We start from the raw sequence: 25,277 nt of genomic DNA on the forward strand, positions 1-25,277 counted from the left end.
AAATTATCTTTCTTGAACAGCCATTTTCTATGCAATTAATGGAGTATTATAAAACTTATCAAGCATTTAAAAGTTTTTTATTTCGTGAAACCCCTCTGGCGCCTCAATAAATATCTCGTAAAATACAAGGGTTACCTGCTTTTGGGAATTTTATTTACCATCATTTCCAATGTTTTTGTAATTATCCCCGCCCAGTTGGTGCGAATTGCCATAGATTATGTGGTGGACAGTTTTTCGCTGTACCAGGGATTTGCTGAGGCGGATTTGGCCGGGATAGCACGTTCGGGCTTCCTGAGGATTGTGGTGATTTTCGGGGTGTTGATTCTTGGAATGGCCTTGTTGAGGGGCTTTTTTCTCTTCCTCATTCGACAAACCATCATCATCATGTCAAGGCTCATCGAGTATGACATGAAAAACGAGCTTTTTGAACATTACCAAAAACTTCCGCTCAGTTTCTATCGTCGCACCAGCACGGGAGATCTCATGGCGCGTATATCGGAGGATGTCGGACTTGTCAGGATGTACCTTGGCCCCGCTATCATGTACGGTATCAACCTCTTAGTCCTCTTTCCAATGGTGATTGGCTACATGCTTACGGTCAATGTGGAGCTCACCATCTATTCCCTGCTACCGCTGCCAATCCTTTCGGTCAGCATTTATTATGTCAACAACATGATCAATGAACGCTCGGAAAAGATACAAAAAAGCCTTTCCAGCCTTAGTACTTTCGTCCAAGAGGCCTTTTCCGGTATTCGGGTGCTGAAGGCATTTGTGCGGGAGGAGGATAGCGCCAAGGAGTTTGCAAAGTCAAGTGTCGACTACAAGGAAAAATCTATCCGCCTGACCAAAGTGGAGGCGCTGTTCTTTCCCTTGATTCTGGCATTGATCGGCTTGAGTACCATACTCACCGTCTACATCGGTGGAAGACAGGTGATTGCAGGCGAAATCGGATACGGCGTCATTGCCGAGTTTATCCTGTATGTCAACATCCTCACCTGGCCGGTTACTTCCCTCGGTTGGGTAACGAGCATTATCCAAAGGGCCGCGGCTTCACAAACACGGATCAATGAGTTCTTGGACGAGAAAAATCACATTGTAAGTACCGAAAATCTCCAAACCGAAATCCAAGGTGCTATCGAAATGCGGGAAGTAGATTTCGTCTACCCGGACTCTGGAATCAGGGCTTTGGACAAGGTGAGCTTCAAAATCAACGCCGGTCAATCCATGGCCATCATTGGTACGACAGGTTCGGGAAAATCCACCCTCGCCAACCTTCTCATGCGGATGTATGATACCACAGGAGGCGAAATCCTACTCGACGGCGTCGATATCAAAAAGTACGATTTGGCATTCCTGCGCAAGAATATCGGGTTTGTGCCCCAAGATGTTTTCCTCTTCTCGGATACGATCGCCAATAACATTGCATTTGGGATGGACGAGACCTCGATGGATATCGTCGAAAAGGCCGCCAAGGATGCCGACGTTTATGACAACATTGTAGAGTTTCCGCAGGGATTCCAAACGAGACTCGGCGAGCGTGGCATCACATTATCCGGTGGTCAAAAACAGCGGGTTTCCATCGCGAGGGCGATTGCCAAAGAGCCGAAAATCCTTCTCTTGGACGATTGTCTCTCCGCCGTCGATACCAAGACCGAAAACGCGATTCTCAATGCCCTAAAGGTAATCATGGAGAACAGGACTTCGATCATCATTTCACACCGGGTATCTTCCGCCAAGCTAGCTGACAAAATCATCGTGTTGGACGATGGTCGGATCGTGGAATACGGCACCCACGAGGAATTGCTTTCGAAGAAAGGCGTATACGCTGAGCTCTACGAAAAACAGACCCAATCTGCGGAAGCTATAGAGGAGTAGATTTATTCCCGGTTTTTGGAAAACAATTCAAAGCCAATTTTTTGGGGATTGCCCATGCTGGAAGTGTGTTCCAGCTTTTGGTGGTAGGTGATCAACATGATGTCCTGGAATGCGGGGGCCAGGAGGTCATTGTCCAAGGCCGCTACCGTGAGGAGTTCCACCAAGGTTCTGAGTTTTTCCTGAGTCATGGGATTCTCCTCCAAATCGGGAAAGCTGTAGACGATTTTCCGATCCCCTTCGATATAAAACTTGTTTTCCCGATTGAGCAGAATCCGACAAATCAAATACCCGGGGTCGTCCAACCTGCCATAGGTGATCGTATCTGCCAGAAAGTTGTAAATCAAAATCTGCCCAAAAAACCGCAGCGTGACGTCTTCTTTCAGGTATTTGGATTTGCTGATGTAGGTCTCGTCGGGAAGGCGCACAGTATTGCTTTGGAGGATAAAGATCAACACATCCGCACCAATCCGGAAGATAAACTCGTACTCGTTGATCCTTTCCACCTTGATCGGGATGTCCTTGGCATCAGCATTTTTCAGGTCGAGGCTTAGTTGTTGGCAAATCGCAAAGCAATCATCGAAAACCTTTTGGGTTTCCTCCAACAAATTCAACTTAAGTTTGGTGGTGGTTTGTAGCTTTTCTAGTATCTTGGAAATCATGAGAATACCTTGTTTAACATTAACTTTTCAGGAAAATGACAGAGAAAAAAACCGGATTTGAAGAAGTAGAATCCATACTCCAACAGATAGGAGCCAAGATAGAAGAATTAATCGAAAAAGGGACAGAAGCAGGCGGTGAAGCCAAGGAGGAAATCGAGAAAAAGATCTCCGAATTGAAGGAAAAGAAGACCACGCTAGAAGATGAATTCCAGAAGGGCAAGGAACGCTTGACGAAGTTTTACGAGGAAAAGAAAGAAGAAATGGAACCCAACCTGAGTGAATCCAAAGAACACTTCAAGGAAGGATTCCACCAAATCATGGAAGGCATCAAGACCTTACTCAATCGCAAGTAGGCTATTGAAGCTGTTGGGTAATCGCCCCAGTCAGCTTGTTCTTCAAAATCAGTTTGACGTCCCCATTAGGCAGGATTTCCTGTTTGATCAACCAATGATCCGCGTCATGTTCCCTGAAATGGGAACCCGCATTGCCCGGTGCTTCACCACGCCAATCCTCCAGCAATACGGGTTCCCATTGTTTGCTTTTGGCAGAGAGAAATGCGGCATCCAAAATCGCATTGACCACATAGCCATCGTAAAATGTCTCTCTCGGCTCCCTGCCCTTTTCGATGGCATCAAACATGTCCGTAAACATGTGCGGATAACCCAATTCATGTGCTTCGTCTCCCACAGGGAAAAGCCAACCCGAGTCGCTCTCGGATTTTTCGGCGACATAGCTCGCCCCCAGACCTGTGGTGAACATCTCAAAACCCGTCCGCAGGAAGCTGTTGAGCCAAATGGTGCCCTCTGTCCCCATCACTTCGTCCCGAAGGTCCATGCCGCCACGAAACGTCCAACTTACCTCAAACTGCCCAATGGCCCCATTGGCAAAGCGTACGAGTCCGATGGCATGGTCCTCGGCATCGATCGGATGGACTTGGGTATCGGCCCAGCACATGACTTCCATGGGCTTGTGTTGCTTGCCGATAAAGTTTCGGCTGATCTCCACACAGTGGCAACCCAGGTCGATGATTGCGCCACCGCCTGAGAATTCCTTGTTCCAAAACCAATCACTGTGCGGGCCAGGATGTGCTTCCCGCGATTTGGTCCAGAGGATGCGACCCAGATTTCCCTGTTCGACACTCTTAACGGCCTTCAGGAATTTGGGCGTATAGCAGAGATCTTCCAAATACCCGGCAAAAACGCCCGCCGATTCAACCGCATTCAACATGGCTTTTGCCTCTTTTGCATTTCTGCCAAGTGGCTTGGTACAAAGGACAGGCTTCCCCGCCTTGGCACTAGCCAAAACCGCCTCGAGGTGTTGGTGGTTGGGCAAAGCGATCAGGACCACATCGGTATCCGGATGGTTGATCGCCTCTTCCATATTGTCCGTGTACCCATCCAACTGATAATCTTCACAAAAACGCTTGGCATTGGCCAAGGTGCGGGAATAAACCCGCTGTATTCGGTCTACACGGCGCTGCGCATGGAGCGAATCGGCATAAAACCGGGCAATAAAGCCCGAACCTAGGATGGTTATTTTCATTGGGTTTGGTTAATGGTTATTGGTTAGTAGTCCATAGTTAATAGTCCATAGCGGGGGTTATTGGGTTATTGGTGATTGGTCAATAGTCCATAGTCTATAGATGGGTTATTGGTTATTGGTTATTAGTCCATAGTTAATAGTCCATGGTCCATGGCGGGGATTGTTGGTTATTGGTCAATAGTCCATAGTCCATAGCGGGTTTATTGGTTATTAGTTATTGGTCCGTAGCTGCGCATCTCGATTCTCGCTTCTCTTTTATCAGTTATTGGGTTATTGGTAATTAGTCCATGGTCCATCGCTGGTTTATTGGTTATTAGTTATTGGTTTATTGTTGATTGGTCAATAGTCGATGGTCCATAGTCCATAGCTGCGCTTCTCCCATCTCGCTTCTCGCCTCTCGCTTCTTGCTTCTTGCTTCTTGCTTCTGGCATCTCGATTCTCGTTTCTCGCTTCTCAATTCTCAAATCTCATTTCTCCCATCCCGTATCCTTGAGCGCCGGATCGTTTTCTTTTTTGAGAAAGTCTGATTTGGAAAATGCTTCAGATTTCCATTCGAGGATGGCTTCATTGGGAACGACATTGACCGGCACTTTCCAGGCGGTTGATGTCTCGTTGTAGGCAATATTGCTTTGGCTGTTGTAGCAGGCGATTAGCGACCAGCGTGGATAATCCGACAGGTTAGCGGCGGAGCGATGCAGTAGATTGCTATGGAAAAACAGTGCATCGCCAGGCTGCAATTCGCAATATACGAGTTCCATGGTTTTCAGCGCGTTTTCGACCATGACCATATCCGCACCGACCTGTTCCCCTGCAAAGCCATGGTTGACACGGCCAAGCTTGTGGGAACCCTTGATGACCTGAAGGCAGCCGTTTTGCTTGGTGGCTTCGGTCAACGCCACCATCACGCTCATCATTTGGTCGGGGAAGATGAACTGGTTTTTGTACCAGTACCCGTAATCCTGATGCCATTCCCAAGCTCCACCTACCTTGGGTTCCTTTTGCATCAGCTTGGAATGGAAATGGCAAACCGGCGATTCCACACCCAACAAGGTGTGTACCGAGTCCACCATCTTTTGGCAGCGCACGAGGTAGCCAAAGGTATCATTCCCCGGCGTAAACCATAGGGAGAGCCGCGTCTTCTTGCCTTCCCGGTCGTTGAGGTCCAGTGCGTTTTTTCGCATGGCATCATCGGCGAGGGCGATGCCGTAGAGCTTGTCGATTTCTTCTTTGGAGAAAAAGCCGGGAATCCGGAGATAGCCGTCCCGGTGGTAGGCTTCGATTTGGCTGGGCGAGAGTTGAAATGTGTTGGTTTTCATGGCTATTTTGGTTTGTTGTCGGGAAGTGCAAAGGCCACATAGGAATCACCCGATGGAGTCCCTTTTCCTCCACCACAGGCAATCACGACAAATTGTTTCCCGTCTTTTTCATAGACAGCCGGCGTGGCATGTCCCGCGGCAGGCAATTTGGCTTCCCAAAGGACTTTGCCGGTCTCCTTATCGAAGGCCCTGATTTTTTCATCCTTGGTGGCCGCGATAAACACCAAACCACCCGCGGTGCTGACTGGACCGCCATAATTTTCGGTTCCCGTTGGTGGTATTCCCTTTTGTGTCAACGCTTCAAATTCCCCCAACACGGACTGCCATTTGATTTTTCCGGTATTAATGTCGATTGCGGTCAGCGTGCCCCAAGGGGGTTGGATGCCGGGGTAGCCGTCCTCGGTCAAGAGACGGGAGTAGCCATTGAGGTAAAACTGCGGGTACAGGCGCTCCCGTCCTCCCGCCAGCTCGTTTTTATCTGCATTGTCCGTTTTTTCTATGCCCAACAGGAAATCCACCAACAGCGCCCTTTCTTTTTCAGGAATATGGGAAAAGGCAGGCATGGCGCCCTTTCCGTTGTTGATAAGGCCTGCGAGCTCGGGACGGCTAAGTTTTGAAGCAATGTTTTCGAGGGAAGGGAAAGCAGGGGGATTCCCCTTGCGGTTCATTCCATGACAGTTGGCACAGTAGTTCACGTAGATGTTTTGGCCCATATCCGCAAACTTTGGATTGGCCGTCACCCGCAGGATCCAAGGCATTTCGTTGGCGTTGACATAGAGGGTTTGGGTCAAAGGGTCAAAGGAAGATCCTCCCCATTCGGCACCGCCGTCCATGCCCGGAAACAGGACCACACCATGTGTATCTGAGGGCGGCAGCCACATATTGCCGTAGTGGACGTTTTCCAGTTTGGCCCGGATGTCTTTTTCCCACTCGGGTGTCAGTCGCAGGATTTCATTTTCGGTGTAAACCATCCGCATGTAAGGTTCCGGAAGGGTGGGATGGGGCTGTGTTGGCCAAGTTTGTTCCCCCGCCAAAGTCGATTGTGGAACCTCCCGTTCTTCGATTGGCCATATCGGCTGACCCGTTACCCGGTCAAAGGCATAGACATAGCCTTGCTTGGAAGTCTGGGCTACGGCATCGATCCACTTTCCGTCTTTTTTGATGCGAATCAGGTTGGGATTCGCGGGGAAATCCCGGTCCCAGACATCATGGTGAACCGCCTGAAAATGCCAAATGCGCTTGCCGGTATTGGCATCCAAGGCAATCAGGCTATTGGCAAACAGGTTGGCGCCGTGACGGTACCCACCCCAAAAATCATAGGTCGCCGAACCCGTTGGGACATAGACGATGCCACGGGCTTCGTCCAGACTCATGCCCGCCCAGTTGTTGGCGCCGCCGATATAGTCGCGGAATTCTTCTTGCCAAGTCTCGTTGCCAAACTCCCCGGGATGTGGGATGGTGTGAAAAATCCATTCCCGCTTGCCTGTGCGCACATTGTAGGCACGGATATGTCCGGGCGCCCCGTCAAGCCCCTCCGAGAGGCGCATACCGAGGATCAATTTGTCCTGATAGATGATGCCGGGCGTGTTGGATACGATCAGAAACTGCTCCATTTCAGTATCCAAATCCTTTTGTAAATCGACTTTGCCGCCATCGCCAAAGGCAGTATCCGGCTGTCCCGTTTTGGCATCCAGGGACATCAGCCAACTGCCCGCGCAGAAGAGGATACGCTCGGCCGTGCCATCCGTCCAGTAGGTGACGCCACGGTTGGTACCAGCCCAGGAGTTTTGGCCTCCGAGGAGTTGGAAGGGATTGAAGCGCCAGATTTCCGCACCCGTAGCTGCATCGAGGGCGAAGACATTGACTTGGGGTGACGTGGCGTAGAGCATGCCATTGACCACAATGGGCTGACATTGGATTTGGGAACGGTCTGTGGCATCCCCCGTGCGGTAAGTCCAAGCCAGCTCCAGTTGTTGGACGTTTTGGGTATTGATTTGGTCAAGGGACGAATAGCGGGCGGCGTCCTTGGTGCCGCCAAAGGTCTGCCATTGGCTGTAGTCGTGGTCAAGCTGCACTTCCGGCTCGCCGCAGGACGCCAACAAGCCCAGACCGAGCAGGAAACAAAGATTTTTATTCATTTGGGAATAAGGTAATTGACATTAAAAAGATAGGGAAAAATGGCTTTTCCTGCAAAGTGAAATGGTTGGGTGGTGGTTTGGGTGTTTTCCTTGGAATCTCGATATTGGAGATGAGCCAATTAATTTCCCTAATCGGCTCATAATTCCTGAATTTTTGAGCCGAATAAATCAGGTAATTGGCTCAGGGCAAAAACTTGGTTTCCAACTGCTGGGCGAAGGCCAGTCTATTGATTTCTAGATCGTAACGCCAAATAGGATGCAAAAAAATTATGACAGCAGCCGTCCCCAAAACCACAACCCTCTCAAAGATCTTCTTTTCTAAGCACCTAAGTCAAAAAACCCGCTTTCTATCCTCACTCCTTGAAAAAATACAGCGAGCCGAAAGTCACTTCTTTTCCTTCAAAAAGACTATACACCGTCAATTTGTGTTTTCCAGGCTCCAAATCACCGACATCCAAAAATGAAATCAGGCCTTTTCTGCCATCCTTTTGGTGGAAATAATACATCCAATCGGGATTTTCGATCACGCTCCCATCGATACTTACCTTGAAAACCCGATTGACACAATCCAATAGGTTCGCATCTTCCGCCACAGTCCGGTCCGCGATTGGGGTATCGACTTCAATCCCGCATGCTTGCAAAATCAATTTTTCCCATCCTAAATCGGATTTGGTTCGTACTTCCAAAAACCTACCCGTAACCGTTGGCTTTGGAATCTCCAGGCGGGCAGATTGCCAAGTCTCGTTTCGGTCGGCGTAGTACGGGCTAAAAAAGTTCTCCTCCATACCAAACGAGTACAATTGTAACAAACTCGCCAACTGGTCGTCCGGCCTTTTTTGTAGCCTTAGCTGGCCAAACAATACGGAAACCAAAAACAGCACGAAGAATGCGATGAGGTACCCTTTTTTGATGTTGCTTGCAAAGGTATAATAGATCCCACGGTAAAATTTGGACAAAGTGATCCAACCCACAAATCTGTGAATCGGGTAATAGACCTTTGCCAAGTACTTGTTTTTTCTGTACAGCCCCAGACTGATGAAATCCAAAAGAAAAACGAGGAAAACAATGGACAAAAACGTGTCAATGTAGGGGGTTATGAGGGAAAATACCTTGAACCCGAAAAGACCCAAAAAAGAATCCAGAATAAATAGAAAGATCACCAAAAATGACACCCCAACATTGGCCCCAAAAATCACCATCATCAGAAAGAAGCAGGTGGCGAAAATGGAGCTGCATACTTTCTCGAGCAGGATGATTTGTGACTCGGTGTCGGGAAGTTGCCGGACTTTGTCCTCAAATTTCTTGTGATAGCCAAGGCTTTCCGGCTTTATCCCTTTGGGAAAAGTATAGGTCAGTCCTATCAATCCAACCCATACGCTGCGCAAAAACAAATGAACGACCAGCCCAAATACCAACACATAGATAATCTGTTCCAATGCCGTGAATACTCCCAAGAGATTTCCCGATAGCGTTTCCGCCCTGTAAAACTCCGATGCACGCCGAATCATGGCAGGCAGCTGCAAAAGTCCGATCAAAACAAGCCCCGACAACAGAATCTCTGGTTCCCAGGAATTCTCTTGCACACGCTTTAGCCACTCAGGTGTGCTCCTCTGATCCGGTTTTTCCATCATTTTTGAAACATGATTGTAGGAAATTTAGAAATATGCACCTAAAAGTCAATCAATTGGATCGTATAAGTATGCTTTTTTGACCAAAAAACCGGACAAGGAGGGTACAGAATGAAGAGGGTCCTGCATGAAAGATTCGATTTCCTGCCCCGCGAATTTGCGTCCCTTACAGCTCCTACTTCAAAGAGCCAAAGCACTTTTTTCGCCCACGCATGTGAAATACGACTTCGGCACGGTCAATCAACGCGGACATCAACCGAAAAGGGGGGATCCCTTGGTTTGGAGGACCTTGAATAGGAATCCGAGGATCGCTTGGGCAAAAAAGAAAAGGAAGGATTGAAAAGTCCTCCCCCTTCCCGTTGTGCGCTTCAATTCCCGCCAACCTTCTTAAAACTGTAAAAGGCCGATTACCGGCAGGAAACTTATATCTTAAACAAAGCCTCAAAAAAGCCCATATTTTCCCCTTTCTTCTTTAGGATAAGCATAGGGATCTCATTGTTGGCCTGTACCAATTTCTCGGCCACGCTTCCCAATAGGATCGAGGCTGACGCCGTGCGGCCCTTGCTGCCCATGATAATCAGGTCGGCCCCATGTTCCTTGGCCGAATCGATGATCAACTCGCCCGCGTGCCGCTCATCGTCGAGGATAAAATGGCATTCAAAGTCCCCGTCTAGGTTTTTCTTCACAAATTTCTTGTAATCATTTTGCGCATGCCCTTTCATGATTTCGGCAAACTCCTCATAAGTCTTGCCGGTCTTGTAGTAGCCATGCGGCACCTCGTAGATGTGGAGCCCTACAATCGTCGAACCCAAATCCTTGCAGATCCTGTCGGCAAACTCAAAGATCAACTTGGAATACTCAGAAAAGTCCAAAGGCACCAAAACCTTCTCGATCCGGTCCAAGACATTGCGCTCCGTCAGGAAAAGAACCGAACAGGGGGCTTTTTGGGCCAGGCTCTTCGACAACGAACCGCTTCCTTTCAGCGAACTCTTCCGCCCCGCAATAATCAGGTCCACATCCTTGATTTTGGCCCAACGAAGGAAAGTAGGTAGGGGATTGCCCTCCTCCACGATCACCTCGTAGTCGAGCACATGCTTTGGATCCATTTCGCCCATAAGCAACTTGATTTCGGACTTGATCGTCTCGTCCACGGGCGCCACGAGGTCCGGGAAATGACTCCGCACCTCCTCAGGAAGTGACAAATCCTTGGAGACATGGATGATGTATAACTTCTGCAGTCCAATCAGGTCCTTGATCAATAGGAGTTTCTGGATCAGTATATTGTCCATTTGGCTCAAATCCAAGCCGATCATTACTTTTTCAAAACGCTTCATAGGGGCTTGCTAACAGTGTCTGTCTAAGTTACGCCTTTTAAAATATTGTTTGGAATCTAATTTAAGGGATTGTGGTCCAATTTCGGAAACCGTCCACCCCCAAATGATTTATATTTGTGTTAAATGGCAAAAACGATCAGCAAATATTTCCTCGCACTCGTCCCGGTAGGTCCCCTGCAGGAACAAGCCACCGCACTCAAACTGCAACTCAAGGAAAAATTCAACCTCAAATATGCGCTGAAATCCCCCGCCCACGTCACCATCAAGATGCCCTTTCACTGGAACGAAGCCAAGGAGGACGAGCTCGCCCAGCGCTTGGGAACATTTTTCGAAGCATTCGGCCCCATCGACTTGGAGTTCTCCGGTTTTGACAGGTTTGGCAAACGGGTACTATTCATTGCCCCCCAGCCCAATTCCGCACTTAGCGCGCTCCAATCCGCGCTTTCCGGCTTCTGCCGCAGCACCCTCAAACTCGAGGAGGAACTCAGCGACAAGGCTTTCCATCCCCACATGACCATCGCCTTCAAGGACACCAAGCCCCAGCGCTTCGACGACTATTGGTCCTACGTCAAGGCCCAGCCCTTCCAAGCACACTACCAGTTCACGGATGTGGCACTCCTCAAAAAAACCGAAAACCGTTGGGAGGTAGTCAGGAGAATAGGCTTGGGAGCGTGATTCCTTAAACTCCCGCTATCCTGCGTTTTCGAACGCAGGATTCAAGCATCATGATCAAACCTGGTTTCCGAACCTCTTCCCGACCTCATGGATTGCTCTTTTGCCAGCATCAGTCCAGTAGGAGAGCGGCATCTGCCTAGGTGCAAAGTAATACCAGTCTAGGTGCAAAGCAGTACCAAAGCAGTATCAAACTAGGGGATAGCTAGACCTTACTTGTGGCCTTAGCCCGATTTTCACATGCTCTTGCTCCACACAGACCATACTCTATCCTGAGTTTCAGAACGAAGCAACTCGCAACACTGCCAGCCTCCTAACCTCCCAACATCCGACCGTCAAATCCGAGTAAAATAAAAAAGCCCCCGATTGCTCAGGGGCTTTTTCGTGGCTTACAAGTGAATAATTAGAAGTTGAATCTCAGACCATACTGCAATCTCCATACGTCACCGGCATTGGCGGTAGGCGTAAAGGACTCAGTAATCAAGTTAGGTCCCAGGTTTCTCATTCTGAACTGTGGTCTGTTATTAGCATCCACGCCAGCAGGTACGAGCGGTTGGGTAGAGGTGAACATCTGACCTACACCCCAATTGTTGTTCAGCAAGTTGCCCACGTTGAGGATATCTATCCTGAATTCCAAGGTCTGCTTTTTGCTGGTAGTAAACAATTGCTGTGCGAAAGAGAAGTCGGCCCTGTACACCATTGGCATAAATACCGCACCACGCTCAGCGATGGAACCCCTGTTGGCGTTCAGGTATTTGTCCTGCTTGATGAATGCTTCCCAAGCAGCAGTTTGTTCAGCAGCAGTGAAAGTCCTTCCAGAAGAAGTAAACTCTTGGAAGTTCATCTCATTGGTATTGGCATGGATGTAGATCAAGTCGTTGGAGAATCCACCGTCACCGTTGAAATCACCGCCATACACGTAGCTACCGTTACCGATAGTCCTGCCTTCCCAGAACAAGGAGAAGGTAGTTGGACCGAAGTCAAAGATATCAGCTGTATAGTTCAAGGCAGCAGCGATCCTGTGTCCCATGGAGTTGGCAGAGAAGCCAAGTCCAGGATTGTTAGGATCACCTTGGTGTTGGTTGTTATTCCAAGATCCGAAGGCAATAGAACCGGCATCGATCGTATTTCTTGCTTCACCATAGCTGTAGAATACTTTACCGTAGAAACCATTCGCAAATGGTTTTTCCAAGGAAATGGAAGCTACCCAAGAGTTGCCAATAGCTTGGTTGGAGAGCGTCACCGCGTTGTCAATCTTACCGTTGATCCTTGTAGCTGCGTTGCCGCCTACCCATCTGTCTCTTGGATCGGGTCCTGTGAAGGCACCGTTTGCAGGAGCAAGGTTTGCGTTGTAGTACGCCACACCGTTCACATCTTTGTTGTAGATGAACTCAGCCGTGGCAATGATACCCAATGGCAATCTGTGGTCAATGGCGATGTTGGATCTCCAGATTTGTGGGAACTTGAAATCAGGTTCAGTCAAAGCCAACTCGTAGTTGGCAGCAGGTGCACCTGTAACTGAAGAAGGTTTGTAGAAGTCAGGGTTAGGATTGAAAGGGCGGGTAGTTGTATTATCCAACCTGTCGAAACCTGTTAAGATACCATTATTACCAATTTGGTTGGAAATCCATACGTAAGCAGGACGGCCGGTGAAGATACCGGTACCACCCCTGACTTGTGTAGTACGTGCACCCTTGCTGAGGTCATAGTTGAAACCAACTCTAGGTGACCACAAAATGTTTGGATCAGGCAATTTGTCGGTTCTGAACTTAACAGTTTCTCCGGCAGGATTCCTGAAGTTGAAGCCTTCTACCTCGGTGTTTCTGAAACCAGTCTCACCGAAGAATGGCACATCAATCCTCAAACCAACCGTGACGTTGAGGTCCTTGTTGACTTGGATCTCATCCTGTCCATAGAGACCAGCATACAATACCTTCAAGGGCTGGACTGGTTTTACTTGTCCAGGAATATTGGAATACCTTACTTGGAACCTTCTTTGTGTTGCCGTTGGAGTAGTATTGTTCAAGAAAGCATTGGCATCAGCATAAAAATCCTCCAACGAGTTGTATACATAAGCTGATTGGGAACCCGGGAAGAAGACGTTTTCAGACTCGTAGCGCTCCACGCTTAGACCACCGGTGATGGTATGGATGCCTTTGAAGATCTGTACGTTGTTCTGCAATTGGAAAGTCTTGTACCTCAATTCGTTGTTTGGCGTAAATGGCTCAAAACCGAATGTGGTATAAGTGGCACCGTCTTTCAGGATATCCACCATCGGGAAGAAGTCACCCCTTGAACCACGGCTTTCATCCTGATAGGTGTAACCTACGATCAGGTTGTTGGTCATGTTGGTGTTGATCCTGGTGTTCAATTCACCCACGATGGAGCGGATATTTTCGAAGATGATGTAGTTGGAGTTTTGGAAGTTCAAGGCATTCAGGTTGCCATTTCTACCACCAAAACCCAAAGAAGAAGAACCGGAAGCCAATACATCGGTAGAAGAATCAAGGTGGTTGTAACGTACGCTCAACTTGTTCTTGTCATTGATGTTGTAGTCAACCTTGGCAAGGATCTTGGTAGCCACGGTAGAGTGGTCGTAGTCCTGGTAAGGACCTGTCTCGTAGCCGAAGTTATTCCTCAAATAGTTTCTCAAGTTGTTGAGATCGGAAGCAAGCACCCGGGTCACGTTACCCGCAATGGCCTCAGAACCTGTGTTGGCCCTAAAGGTTGTTCCTGGCCTTGTTTCCTTGTCATCTTCAAATGAAGCGAAGAAGAACAATTTGTTTTTGATGATGGGACCACCTACACGGAAACCTACTTGTCTGTATTTGAAGTCGCCTGGGTTGAACGTGTTGTCACCTGCTTGGGTGCCTACGTTGTCAGAACCCCTCCAGAAATAGTAGGCAGAACCTGTGAAGGAGTTGGTACCGGAACGGGTTACGGTGTTTACACCAGCACCGGTAAAGTTACCTTGTCTCACGTCATAAGGAGCAATGTTCACGGAAATCTGGTCGATCGCATCCAAGGAGATTGGAGATACACCAGTCCTGTCGCCAGGCTGACCACCGAGACCGAAGGAGTTGTTGAAATAAGAACCATCCACGGTGATGTTGTTCAACCTGTTGTCCTGACCGGCAAAGGAAGAACCTGATGCCTGCGGAGTCAAACGGGTGAAGTCGCCAATCCTACGTGAAATGGTAGGAAGCTTGTTGATAGTTTGGTTGTCGATGGCGGTAGTGGCACCGGTACGGTCTGAAGAAAACACAGAGTTTTTCTCACCTGTGATGACGACTTCAGCCAGTTCCTCACCTGTGTCCCGCATGGTCACATTGACGTTGGCAGCGATACCCAAGCTCAAGAAGATGCCTTCGACGGTTTGTGATTCGTAGCCGATAAAAGATACAGTCACGTTGTAAGGACCACCTACCCTCATGCCGGGGATAGTGTATCGACCTTCAATGTTGGTCACCGCGCCATACCGTGTACCGGATGGCATGTGGGTAGCCACTACGTTTGCGCCGGGAAGTGTTTCCCCCTTGCTGTCTACCACCCTACCAGTCATACTGGAAGTGGAAACCCCCTGTGCAAATGCCAAACTGGTTGCGAAAACCAGCAAAGCCACTGCCAGAACACTCTTTAGTAATGATTGCCTCATAATTTTGATTTTTGTGGAAAATATTGATTAAAAGCTTAGGAATCGGTTAAGTTTTCCGGTACAAATGTAGAACTCAACCCTAAGTTTTTTTTGTAGGAATTGTTAAGTTTTAACATTTGTTCACAATATTACTTAACATTAATTTAACATTAGAATCCAAAGGAAATTTTTTCTAGGCTGCTTTTTTGTATTTTGAACACTTTCTTATGCTTTTTCTCAAATAAATTTAGAATTAAGTTTTCCTGAGTCAATCTGTGTTAAGAAATCTTTAATTCAATGTTAAGCGTTGCGTTTCCGTGGATTTTCGAAATAATTGACCGTATATTGTCCAAGCTTGATAATAAAATCTTACAGAACATGAAAAAAAAGAACATACTTTGGCTCTATTTGTTTATGGTTTTTGCCATTGTGGATGTGTTTTTGACAGCAAATGGTCAACAGGAATACCGGATTTTTACAAAACCTGGTATAATTCTTTTTTTATGGGTTTACTTTTTGGCACTCAGTAAAAATATAGAGGGTACACTGTTGCGGAAAAGTATATCAGCCGCTTTGGTCTTTTCTTGGTTGGGGGATGTACTGTTGATTTTCCCGGATCTGTTTCTGTATGGCTTGGGTGCATTCCTGATGGCCCATGTCTGCTACATCATCGGGTTCAAGCTTGCCCAGACCAATCCCTTTTCCATCGGTCAGGTCAACTTCATCAAGTTGTTTTTCCAGAACCTCCCAATCTACCTCTTGGCGGCCTTGTTCTATTTCTTCATCAATGCAGGTTTGGGAAACCTCAAGATTCCCGTTGTCATCTACCTCGTAGTCATTGTCCTGATGGCGACCACGGCACGGGAGCGGTACGGAAAGACCAATTCGGTCAGTTTTTGGCAGGTGATGGTGGGAGCCATATTCTTTATGCTATCGGACGGTTTCCTTGCGATCAACAAGTTTTACAAGCCTTTCCCTGAGTCGGGGGTCTTAGTAATGGGTACTTACATCCTCGCCCAATTCCTGATAATCAGGGGGATTTTGGCGCATATACCCGAAAACAATCCGAAGTAATCTCGCAGTGATTATACCAATCGCGACATGATGTCCTGGTAGCTGATGCCCATATGGCTGTTGTCGTAGACAGCCTTGCCGTCCTTGATCAGGATGATTTGGGGGGATTCGTGGTACACGTCGAATTGTGCGGCAATCTGATTGGAGATATCCCGGTAGCTGAGCAGGTCCAAAAAATAAGGCTGGATCTTCTCAAAATCCTCCTTTTTCCAATTCCTTTTGAGCCGGTCCCATGCCATACCGCTGATCGCACAGCGAGTGGAATGCTTGAAGATCAATACAGGGCGTGATTTGCTCATCGTTTTGATTTCTTCGATTTGGGAAGTGTCCTTTAATTGAATCCAGTCCATGTGGAAATTATTTGAATGGTTTGGATGAAAGAATCCGTCGGGAAATTAATTCATTTGGCATTAAAATGGTTCCCCTATTTTTGCGTTTCCCGGTTCAAACCAACAAGTCCCCGATTTGTCGCTCAGGACCTCAGGGAAAATCCGATCTACTGCCCCATGCCAAAGCATAACCTCCGAATAGCTCTTTTTGCAATAATCCTATTGGCTTCATGCAAAAGTATCAAGCCCGATAATCCTCCGACCCCGACGTTACCCGGACCTCCGTTAGCCACATCGAGCATCAATATCCCGATCGAAATCCCCCTAACCCAGATCGAGGGTCGACTCAATGCCGTCCCGGCCAGTAAACTGTTTCAGGATCAAGGCCTTTCCTTGGGCTCGGGATTGACGGCCGATGTCGATGTAGACCGCAATGGCCCCATCAAGCTCAAAGGTCTGGACAATAGCCATCTTCAGGTTAGGCTGCCCATGAAAGTAAGGGGGAGTTTGAAGTTTGAGAAAAAGGTATTTGGACAGGTACTCTCCACGAGTATTCCCTTTGATGAAAGTATCAGTCCGCAGTTTCGCTTCCAGCCCGCGATCGGTGAAAATTGGGATATCCAAATCAAGAACCTCCAGATCGACAATTGGGGACGGTCCTTGCGCTACAACCTGCTGGGTTTTGAAATCGACCTCGAGCCCTTGATCGAAAGGCAAGTCCAGCGTGTATTGGACAATCAAATGTTGGCCTCCAACCTAATCCAATTGGATTTCAGGCATACTGCCCAAGAAACTTGGGACATGTTTGCAGGGAGCCATAGCATGGAATTGGATGGATTTCACGCGTATCTCAGTACCCAACCCGAGTCCATTCATGTAAGCCAAGAAATCGGTGCCGACCAGGTGCTGAGGCTATATGTCGGTTTGCAGGGAGCGATAGACGCCGGCATTGGGAATGCTCCCAAGGTCGTAAAAAAGCCATTGCCTGCCATTTCTCCAAATGATCGGAAAGACAATGGACTGGACCTGAAGATACCTGTGGTAATTCCATTTCCTGAGTTGGACAGCTACTTGAACAGACAGTTTTCTGGTCAAACACTGCGTCTAGACAGCAAAACCACCTTGGTCCCAAGCAATCTCCACACTAGCCAATATGGAGACAAGACGCTGCTGTCCATGGATTTCAAAGCGGTAAGAAAGGATAAGAAGGCTATCAGTGGGAAAATGTACTTCGCAGGCATAGCGGACTATGACACCGAAGCAAAGACAATCCAACTGACGAAGCCGCAGTTCGACGTGAAGTCCGACGACTTTTTTTCCAACCTTGCGATGAGATTTAAAAGGGCCAAAATCCAGCGGCAAATCAGGAAAGTCGCCAGTATCCCGATTGGGGGGATTTTGGCTGATGCGCCCAATACCCTGCAGAAGATGCTCCGTTTGGACTTGGGATTTGGCACCATGAAGGTGGAGGAAAGTGCCTTGGACGTGATCGGAATTTTCCAGACTGAGAATGACATTAGGCTGTACCTTCAGGGAAGTGGCAAGGTCCAAGTCGATATCAACAAATAAGTTCGATCAAACACAATTTGGTACTACTATTCGTTTTCTTCCAAACAGGAAATTGATTATATTCAATCCTTGTCCGCCACATACATTTCATGAAAAAGACCCCATCGCCAGACACTCCTATGAAAAGAAACTTTGCCGCCGCCTTGTTTGCGCTTGCGATCATCATCGCCGCCGCCATTTTGGGAAATGCGGTCATCAACCGCAACAAGAAGTCCGGCGCGATTGAAGTGACGGGCTTGGGTCAAAAGAATTTCACTTCAGACCTTGTCGTTTGGGAGGGCAATTTCAGCCGGGAAAATATGGATATCAAAACTGCCTATTCCGAGTTGGACAAAGACCGGCAGGCGGTTACCGCCTACCTGATTGGCAAGGGCATCCCAAAAGAGAAGATCATCTTCCAAGCCATCAATACCAATCCCCAATACCGCCAAAACTACAGCGCCAATGGCAACTACATGGGGCAGACATTCCTTGGCTACCAACTCAACCAATCCCTGCAGATCGAATCCAATGAAGTCGACAAAGTGGAAAAGATTTCACGTGAGATTACCGAGCTGCTGCTCCAAGGAGTGAGGTTCTATTCGCAACCGCCACGGTACTACTATACCCAACTCGAAAGTCTCAAGATTGAAATGATCTCCAAAGCTACCGAAGACGCACGTATCCGTGCAGAGAAGATCGCGGAGAACTCCGGTTCGGATCTTGGCAGGTTGATTTCAGCGAATATGGGGATTTTCCAGATTACGGGACAAAATTCCACAGAGGACTATTCTTGGGGTGGCACCTTCAATACTTCTTCGAAGGAGAAAACCGCATCCATCACTATGCGCCTCAGCTACGGGGTGAAATAATCCCAAGTCTGACCCTAACTTTCATTCCTCCTGAAGCCACGCAGTATCAAAACGAACTCCCTACTGACGGAATTTATGTAAAATGCGTCACCTCACTGACGGAATTCACGTAAATTCCGTCGTTTCTCTGACGGAATTTTCATTTCTGGTGATTAATCTGTTGGTTTTCAAACACATATTTTCCAGTCTTCATGAACAACAACGATACCCTCCGCATCCTGCGCTATACCTTTGACTTCAATGATTTTGAGATGATCGACCTTTTTGCCAAAGGTGGGCGTCAAACCAATCGGGAGGAAGTCAGCAATTGGTTGAAAAAAGACGAGGACCCGGCTTTCAAGCCGATCTACGACAAGGATTTGGCGGCTTTTCTCAACGGATTCATCATCTTGAAGCGTGGGAAAAAAGAAGGCGAGCAGCCCCTGCCCGAGAAAAGCCTCAACAACAACCAAGTCTTCCGGAAGCTAAAGATTGCCCTTGAACTCAAGGATGAGGATATTTTGGAAATACTCGGGTTAATTGGGTTCCGATTTAGCAAACACGAACTCAGTGCAATCTTCCGCAATCCGAGCCAAAGCCAATACCGCCCCTGCAAGGACCAAGTCCTGCGTTATTTCCTCCGTGGTCTGCAGATGAAATTTAGGGGGGAATAAGCTTAACAATGCTCGAAGTCAGAGAATTGATTGGTTCTTTACGATTTACATTTCTAAAATTCAAGGGATTGGAGGGTCTTGGATCCTATTTTCAGTGCATTCCCTGTCGTGCTCATCTTCGACCGAGAGTACTATAAACTTTTTTCTTAGACCCTCATTGACCAGTATTCCGCAATAGTTTGTCCAGATCAATTTTCTGAACCCTATTGTCTTGAATTAGCAGAAGGCGATTTTCTGCGACCACCAATTCACCAAGGTTCTTGATTTTTGCAACCGGGTTGTGGAAAGAATCAATTACCCAAACATCACTTCCGTTTACAATGATTTTATGGTCGTTGTATGTGAATCTTTCCTTATAAAGTTCACTAAGATGAAATCTGCCGGTGAATTCAAGATTATCATTGACCACAATCAAATTCAAGTCGGAAGTTTGGATCAGAAAAGCACCTGGATAGAGCGCCTCCAGGCTTTGGAATTGATTTTCGGATTTCAGGAAGAAATTATTGTTAAAAAAGCTAATGGCCTTGTCTTTCCCATTTACGCCAATTTGGCCCGTTAATGAGATATCTTTTTTGTTGATACGGAGTATCCCGCGATTATGCAACAGATCCAGGTAATCATGATTGTTACGATAATCGATCACAAATTCGCCAATTGGTAATTCAATAAATTCAATTAGGTTTCCCGTCGTCAAATCGTAGGTTGCAATATAGGGTTGTCCCATTTTTGCGGCGCTACCTCCGACACCGACTTTACCAAGATTGATCTGATATAATTTACCATTTTCTATGAATATCCTTCCTGCGCTTACCTTAGACTTGTAGAGTGGGTTTTTCCAAATTACTTTTCCGGTAACAGCGTCTAAGCACGCAACTTCCTCAAATGAAGTCATATATAGTCTTCCATCCTGATGTAGTAAATTTGACACTACACCGGTAAAAATATTGCTTGAGACTCCCACAGTATAGAATCCAGTCAATAAACCGATTCCAATTCCAAGTGCATTTATTGCTGTAGTCGTTCCTCCGTCGAGTCTTGCAGTGCCCGTTGTCGCATAGTAAGCCCATCCACTACCGTCATGGATGTTTACAGTTTGAATTCCTTGGGCAGCAATTGCCAAGGTTGAATCGTTCAATTCCAATACTTCATTCCATCCATATTCCCGATGAATTACCCGCGTCCATTTTTCTTTGCCAGTTCGAAGGTCTATAGCTTGGAGTACGTTCGATGGTTTTTTGCCTGGCTTTATGAACGGATATCCAAAGCCTAGATTTGATGGTTTATGAATATGATAAATATCTGCAGTAGCCTCCCACCAACGCACACCGCAATCAAAATCCAAACTAAAGCTTTGAGCTTGATTTGTTTCTAGTAAATAATCCTCAAATTGAAGGATGTTTGTTGTCTTATAGTCAAGTTTCTTTGACCATTTCAGTTTTTCATTTGTTAGATCGAAAAAGAGAATTACGCCACTATCTAAGAAAATCCTGCCTGATTTATGGACATCTCTTAACTTCAGGGTGATGGTATTGCGTGCAGTGTCTAATTGATACTGGGTTATAGCTTTGTCAAACTTGAACTCGGTCGAGTATATTGAGTCATTGGCGACAAATGAAAACCCTACTGGCACCTCTCGTTTTTCAAGTCCCATGTCTTGAGACATACCATGGAACGCAAAAAACAGGACTAATACTATTATAGAAATTTTTCTTTTGGGGAGAATACTGCTCATTTGACGAATGAATAGGAACAAAGACCTAAAAAACCATTTTTTGAAGACTTAAAAAAATATTTAATCGAAAAATTAAAAAAAAAACGAAGCCTACTCGGCCTCGCTTTTTACTTGAAGTTCTATTTCTTCTCCTGCGTCATCCAGGAATTTGTATTCCGTCACCGGGAGGGAAGAGTCTTTGATCAGTCTTACCCACTTGAAGTATTTGAAAAACCAGTTCACCCGCTTGGAAATCAAGCCATGCGTGAAGTACGCATACAGATAGGGGTGCAGCCCAATGTGGATTTTGGAAACATTCTGTATCGTCACCATATGCTCGAGATCTTTTTCGAGCTGATCGGCGACGAGGATGGAAGCTTGTATCTTACCCGTGCCATTACATGCGGGACAGGTTTCTTTGGTGACAATGTTGACCTCCGGACGTACCCGCTGCCTCGTGATCTGCATGAGACCAAACTTGCTGAGCGGGAGTACGGTATGCTTGGAGCGGTCATCTTTCATAACGTCCCGCATCGCATCATAAATGGCCTTTTTGTTTTCGGCCTTTTTCATGTCGATGAAGTCGATGACGATGATACCGCCCATGTCGCGGAGTCGCAATTGTCGGGCAATTTCTTTGGCTGCTACCAGGTTGGTCTTCAATGCAGTCGTTTCCTGGTCGCTTTCTTGGTTGGACTTGTTCCCACTGTTGACGTCAATGACGTGAAGTGCTTCGGTATGCTCGATGATAAGGTATCCTCCCTGCGGGAGACTTATCGTCTGTCCAAACAAGCTTTTGATTTGCTTCTCAATTCCAAAACTTTCAAAGAGCTTGGCTTTACCGTTGTAAAGCTTTACGATTTTTTCTTTTTCAGGGGCAATAGACCTGATGTAAGACCTGATTTGATCATAGACCAATTCATCCTCTACGGTGATTGCGTCGAACGATTCGTTGAGTAGGTCCCTGATGATGGAGGATGCCATACTCATTTCTCCGATTACTTTGTCGCGCCCTTTGGCTTTGAGGAGTTTTTTCATCCCATCTTCCCAAGTGGTGAGAAGGTTGCGGAGGTCCTTGTCCAGTTCGGTGACGGACTGTCCCTCGGCCACGGTGCGGATGATCACGCCGAAATTGGCTGGCTTGATGGAGGTAATTAAGCGAACCAGCCTTTTTCTTTCTTCGGCACTTCGGATTTTTTTGGATACGTTGACCGTGTCGGAAAACGGCACCAAAACCAAATAGCGACCTGCAATGGAGAGCTCACAGGATAGTCGCGGGCCTTTGGTAGAGATGGGTTCTTTGACCACTTGTACCAATACCTGATTTCCTTTGGTCAAAACCGAGGAGATTTTCCCCAGCTTTTCGATATCAGGTTCCCTCTCAAACCCCTTCAGGTTGTGATTTGGATAGTTGTTGTTCCGGACAAGCTTGATAAACTTGTTTAGGCTGTTGATCTGTGGACCCAAATCCTGGTAATGCAGGAAGGCGTCTTTTTCATAGCCTACGTCGATGAATGCTGCATTGAGCCCATTGACGATTTTACGGACAGTACCCAAATAAATATCCCCAACCTTAAACTGGTTTTCCCCACCTTCTGAGTGGATTTCAACCAGGTTTTTGTCTTTGAGAAGGGCAATGCGACTACCGTTTTGAGACGAATCAATTACTAATTCTGTGCTCAATCGTGTCTGTTTTTAGGATTTAAATGAACGGGTAGTGTAAAAACTCAAAAAGAAGAAGTGTATTACTTCTTCTTATGTCTGTTTTTTCTCAGTCTTTTCTTACGCTTGTGCGTAGCGATTTTATGTCTCTTTCTTTTCTTACCGCAAGGCATAGTTTTTAAAGATTTAAGTGGAACAATTATTTTATAGCCTTCCCAAGTAGCTCTCCACACTCGATAGGATCATCGGATCCTGCGTCATGCCTTGGACTTCCTGAAATTGCTTTTTTGCTTTGTTGTTTTGCTTGGACTCAAAGTAGCTGACTCCCAAATAAAACTGCCCTTGGATATGTTCAGGGTGGTATTTGACAAGTTCTTCAAACCGTTCCGCGGCTTTTTTGTATTGGCCCGATTGCATGGACAGGACGCCCATGTTGTAAAGACCGTCGGCATTGGTCGGGTCTTCCTCCAGAACCTCACGAAGCATTGTGATACCTTGCATCGGATTCGCGGAAGATACATACGTCATGGCCACTTTTGTCTTGAGGTCCAAGCGTTTTGGATCTTTTTCCAAAACTTTGTTTAAGTAGTTTCTGGTCTTTTCGGCCAAAAAACTCATTTTTTGTTCATTGAGCGCAAAGGTAAATGCTTCATAATAAGCAGTACCTGCTTTCTCCCAACTCTCAGGGTTTGAAGTCCGATCCGCGGCCAAGTCCAAGAAGTATGCGGCAGAATCATATTTGCCTGCCTTGGAGTAAATCTCGCCTATTTTTTCGGCGATTCCCAGGGATTCTTCCGGACTGGCATCCTCAAAGGACTGCTGAAACTGATCCAAGCTTGCCCTGTCATCTGCGTCCATCGGCGCATCATGCATTTGGTTGAGCGCAGAGGACTGCTCCTCCGTGCCTGATTCCTGCAAGGCTGCCCCGCTTTCCTCGTTGTCCACCACCACCCTCGGCAAAGAGTATAATCCCCCTACAAAGATGACGGCAAAAACTACGGCGATGACTTGGGCTTTTTTCATAGGCAAAAGCTTCAGGAATTAATCCTCCTGAGGCTCAAGTTCTTTGATTTTTTTGCTTCCCTTGATTTTTTCGATGAAAACTTTGGAAGGCTTGAATGATGGCACAAAGTGCTCATCGATCACGATAGCTGTATTTTTAGAAATGTTTCTTGCGATTTTCTTCGCTCTCTTCTTGTTGATGAAGCTTCCAAAACCTCTCACATAGATATTTTCCCCTTCAGCCATGGAATCCTTTACCACTTTGAAGAAAGCCTCAACGGTTTGAGTCACATCGTCTTTTTGAATCCCGGTCTTTTCCGAAATCTTGGTGATTACTTCTGCCTTAGTCACTGTTGAATGAATTTAAATTATTTACGAACAAGCTTAACAAGCTATTAACCAACTATTTTTGGGACTGCAAATTTATGGGATGCGATTCAATTAAAAAACAAAATGTCCAAAATTAGATTGAATTGTTTGCGCTGGTCTTAACCTATTGATTATCATTGATTTTGAATAAAGAAGCATTTGTCGGAAGAATATTAAATTGGTATGGTCATTCCAAACGTGATTTGCCATGGCGCAACACGAAAGACCCATATATCATTTGGCTTTCCGAAATAATCCTGCAACAAACCCGGGTGGCTCAAGGGCTTCCCTATTTTGAGAAATTCCTTGAAAAGTACCCTGATGTCCAATCTTTTGCCACAGCCCCTTTGGACGAAATACTGCGTATGTGGCAGGGCTTGGGCTATTACAGCAGGGCGAGAAACATGCATATATGCGCCAATCAGATTGTCCACAATTACAATGGGGAATTTCCAGCCAATAGCGTGGAACTTGCCAAACTGAAGGGCATAGGAAGTTATACTGCCGCGGCGATTGCGTCTTTTGCCTTCGATGAGCCAGTCGCGGTCGTGGATGGTAATGTGTTCCGTGTGCTCTCGAGGCATTTCGGAATCTCTGAAGACATCAATAGCTCACTTGGAAAAAAACAATTTCAAGCACTCGCCAACACACTCATAGCCAAAGAAAATCCCGGTGAATACAACCAAGCGATCATGGAGTTTGGCGCCCTGCAATGTGTGCCTATTAACCCTGACTGTAACGCCTGTCCCCTGCGAGATGGATGCTTTGCATACGCAACAAATATGGTAGGCGAACTTCCTATCAAAGTAAACAAGACGAAAATAAAGGAGCGCTTTTTTATATACGGACATGTCACATGTGGTGATTATCTGGTAATGAAGCAGCGAGGCGAAGGAGACATATGGCAGGGATTGCATGATTTCCCCTTGGTGGAAACCGCCCTACTTCCACAAAGGGAGTGGATAGAGTCGCATGTATTCGGGGAACTTAGAGAATTTGGGACATTGGTTGTCGAAGATGAACGTCATTGGTTCAAACATATCCTTACCCATCAAAGGATTTTTGCCAGCTTTGTAAGGTTCGAAGTAAGCGATGTCGGATTCCCAGCTCTCAAAAACTGGACGGAGCAGAATGGATTCAAGCTTGTTCATGTAGATCAACTGGAAAGCTTGGGAAAACCAAGATTATTGCTCAAATATTTGAACGGAGAAAAATAAACTATTAACTTATCCGAGGTTTTTTAGTCAATCATTTAAACA

Annotated in this window: 20 protein-coding genes; 8 read left to right on the plus strand and 12 right to left on the minus strand. The window is 46.7% G+C overall.

Features of this window, described 5'->3' with window-relative positions:
- Nucleotides 1-84: 84 nt before the first annotated feature.
- Nucleotides 85-1,875 (plus strand): ABC transporter ATP-binding protein, encoded by a 1,791-nt coding sequence (locus L0U89_RS01520; protein ID WP_234859894.1) that lies wholly within the window; start codon nucleotides 85-87, stop codon nucleotides 1,873-1,875.
- A 2-nt stretch (nucleotides 1,876-1,877) separates the two neighbouring features.
- Here the strand turns inward: L0U89_RS01520 and L0U89_RS01525 are convergent, their stop codons facing one another.
- Nucleotides 1,878-2,534 carry a hypothetical protein gene (locus tag L0U89_RS01525; protein WP_008632056.1) on the minus strand — a complete coding sequence of 219 codons (657 nt, stop codon included), beginning with the start codon at nucleotides 2,532-2,534 and terminating at the stop codon, nucleotides 1,878-1,880.
- Between the two features lie 35 nt (nucleotides 2,535-2,569).
- Between L0U89_RS01525 and L0U89_RS01530 the strand changes: the two genes are divergently transcribed.
- Complete coding sequence (locus L0U89_RS01530; RefSeq protein WP_008632054.1) at nucleotides 2,570-2,887, plus strand: hypothetical protein; 318 nt, start codon at nucleotides 2,570-2,572, stop codon at nucleotides 2,885-2,887.
- A 1-nt stretch (nucleotide 2,888) separates the two neighbouring features.
- Here L0U89_RS01530 and L0U89_RS01535 read toward each other — a convergent pair whose 3' ends face one another.
- The 5 genes from L0U89_RS01535 to L0U89_RS01555 all read right to left on the minus strand — a co-directional run bounded on the left by L0U89_RS01535 (nucleotide 2,889) and on the right by L0U89_RS01555 (nucleotide 10,492).
- A complete protein-coding gene (locus L0U89_RS01535) occupies nucleotides 2,889-4,076 on the minus strand; it encodes a Gfo/Idh/MocA family protein (RefSeq protein ID WP_234859895.1) in 1,188 nt (395 codons plus the stop codon).
- A 467-nt stretch (nucleotides 4,077-4,543) separates the two neighbouring features.
- Nucleotides 4,544-5,392 carry a phytanoyl-CoA dioxygenase family protein gene (locus L0U89_RS01540; protein WP_234859896.1) on the minus strand — a complete coding sequence of 283 codons (849 nt, stop codon included), beginning with the start codon at nucleotides 5,390-5,392 and terminating at the stop codon, nucleotides 4,544-4,546.
- A gap of 2 nt (nucleotides 5,393-5,394) precedes the next feature.
- Nucleotides 5,395-7,530: an outer membrane protein assembly factor BamB family protein gene (locus L0U89_RS01545; protein ID WP_234859897.1), complete on the minus strand. Its 2,136-nt coding sequence runs from the start codon at nucleotides 7,528-7,530 to the stop codon at nucleotides 5,395-5,397.
- A gap of 353 nt (nucleotides 7,531-7,883) precedes the next feature.
- Nucleotides 7,884-9,158: a hypothetical protein gene (locus tag L0U89_RS01550; protein WP_234859898.1), complete on the minus strand. Its 1,275-nt coding sequence runs from the start codon at nucleotides 9,156-9,158 to the stop codon at nucleotides 7,884-7,886.
- Between the two features lie 422 nt (nucleotides 9,159-9,580).
- Nucleotides 9,581-10,492: a universal stress protein gene (locus L0U89_RS01555; RefSeq protein WP_234859899.1), complete on the minus strand. Its 912-nt coding sequence runs from the start codon at nucleotides 10,490-10,492 to the stop codon at nucleotides 9,581-9,583.
- A 123-nt stretch (nucleotides 10,493-10,615) separates the two neighbouring features.
- Here L0U89_RS01555 and L0U89_RS01560 point away from each other — a divergent pair, with 123 nt between their 5' ends.
- On the plus strand, nucleotides 10,616-11,167 hold the full coding sequence (locus L0U89_RS01560) for a 2'-5' RNA ligase family protein (protein WP_234859900.1): 552 nt from the start codon (nucleotides 10,616-10,618) through the stop codon (nucleotides 11,165-11,167).
- A 400-nt stretch (nucleotides 11,168-11,567) separates the two neighbouring features.
- On the opposite strand, the gene L0U89_RS01565 is transcribed toward L0U89_RS01560, so the two are convergent.
- On the minus strand, nucleotides 11,568-14,819 hold the full coding sequence (locus L0U89_RS01565; RefSeq protein WP_234859901.1) for a TonB-dependent receptor: 3,252 nt from the start codon (nucleotides 14,817-14,819) through the stop codon (nucleotides 11,568-11,570).
- Between the two features lie 357 nt (nucleotides 14,820-15,176).
- Here L0U89_RS01565 and L0U89_RS01570 point away from each other — a divergent pair, with 357 nt between their 5' ends.
- Complete coding sequence (locus tag L0U89_RS01570) at nucleotides 15,177-15,872, plus strand: lysoplasmalogenase (RefSeq protein ID WP_234859902.1); 696 nt, start codon at nucleotides 15,177-15,179, stop codon at nucleotides 15,870-15,872.
- Between the two features lie 11 nt (nucleotides 15,873-15,883).
- On the opposite strand, the gene ytxJ is transcribed toward L0U89_RS01570, so the two are convergent.
- Nucleotides 15,884-16,222, minus strand: coding sequence for a bacillithiol system redox-active protein YtxJ (gene ytxJ / locus L0U89_RS01575; protein ID WP_234859903.1), 339 nt, complete (start codon nucleotides 16,220-16,222; stop codon nucleotides 15,884-15,886).
- A 156-nt stretch (nucleotides 16,223-16,378) separates the two neighbouring features.
- Here ytxJ and L0U89_RS01580 point away from each other — a divergent pair, with 156 nt between their 5' ends.
- The 3 genes from L0U89_RS01580 (at nucleotide 16,379) to L0U89_RS01590 (ending at nucleotide 19,274) form a co-directional block, all read left to right on the plus strand.
- Nucleotides 16,379-17,770: a DUF4403 family protein gene (locus L0U89_RS01580; protein ID WP_234859904.1), complete on the plus strand. Its 1,392-nt coding sequence runs from the start codon at nucleotides 16,379-16,381 to the stop codon at nucleotides 17,768-17,770.
- Between the two features lie 119 nt (nucleotides 17,771-17,889).
- Nucleotides 17,890-18,621 carry an SIMPL domain-containing protein gene (locus L0U89_RS01585; protein WP_234859905.1) on the plus strand — a complete coding sequence of 244 codons (732 nt, stop codon included), beginning with the start codon at nucleotides 17,890-17,892 and terminating at the stop codon, nucleotides 18,619-18,621.
- Nucleotides 18,622-18,812: 191 nt separating this feature from the next.
- A complete protein-coding gene (locus tag L0U89_RS01590; protein ID WP_234859906.1) occupies nucleotides 18,813-19,274 on the plus strand; it encodes a YehS family protein in 462 nt (153 codons plus the stop codon).
- Between the two features lie 154 nt (nucleotides 19,275-19,428).
- Here the strand turns inward: L0U89_RS01590 and L0U89_RS01595 are convergent, their stop codons facing one another.
- From L0U89_RS01595 to L0U89_RS01610, 4 genes are all read right to left on the minus strand, one after another.
- Entirely contained in the window at nucleotides 19,429-21,006 is a 1,578-nt protein-coding gene (locus L0U89_RS01595) for a PQQ-binding-like beta-propeller repeat protein (protein WP_234859907.1), read from the minus strand.
- Nucleotides 21,007-21,096: 90 nt separating this feature from the next.
- The gene (locus L0U89_RS01600; RefSeq protein WP_234859908.1) at nucleotides 21,097-22,668 is read right to left on the minus strand and encodes an Rne/Rng family ribonuclease; all 1,572 of its coding nucleotides are present in this window, start codon (nucleotides 22,666-22,668) and stop codon (nucleotides 21,097-21,099) included.
- 183 nt (nucleotides 22,669-22,851) lie between these two features.
- Complete coding sequence (locus L0U89_RS01605; protein WP_234859909.1) at nucleotides 22,852-23,670, minus strand: tetratricopeptide repeat protein; 819 nt, start codon at nucleotides 23,668-23,670, stop codon at nucleotides 22,852-22,854.
- 18 nt (nucleotides 23,671-23,688) lie between these two features.
- Nucleotides 23,689-24,000, minus strand: a complete 312-nt coding sequence (locus L0U89_RS01610; RefSeq protein WP_008630965.1) for an HU family DNA-binding protein — start codon at nucleotides 23,998-24,000, stop codon at nucleotides 23,689-23,691.
- A 155-nt stretch (nucleotides 24,001-24,155) separates the two neighbouring features.
- Here L0U89_RS01610 and mutY point away from each other — a divergent pair, with 155 nt between their 5' ends.
- Entirely contained in the window at nucleotides 24,156-25,235 is a 1,080-nt protein-coding gene (mutY, locus tag L0U89_RS01615) for an A/G-specific adenine glycosylase (RefSeq protein WP_234859910.1), read from the plus strand.
- Nucleotides 25,236-25,277: the final 42 nt, after the last annotated feature.

Source organism: Mariniradius sediminis, assembly GCF_021491425.1.
GTDB classification, from domain to species: domain Bacteria; phylum Bacteroidota; class Bacteroidia; order Cytophagales; family Cyclobacteriaceae; genus Mariniradius; species Mariniradius saccharolyticus.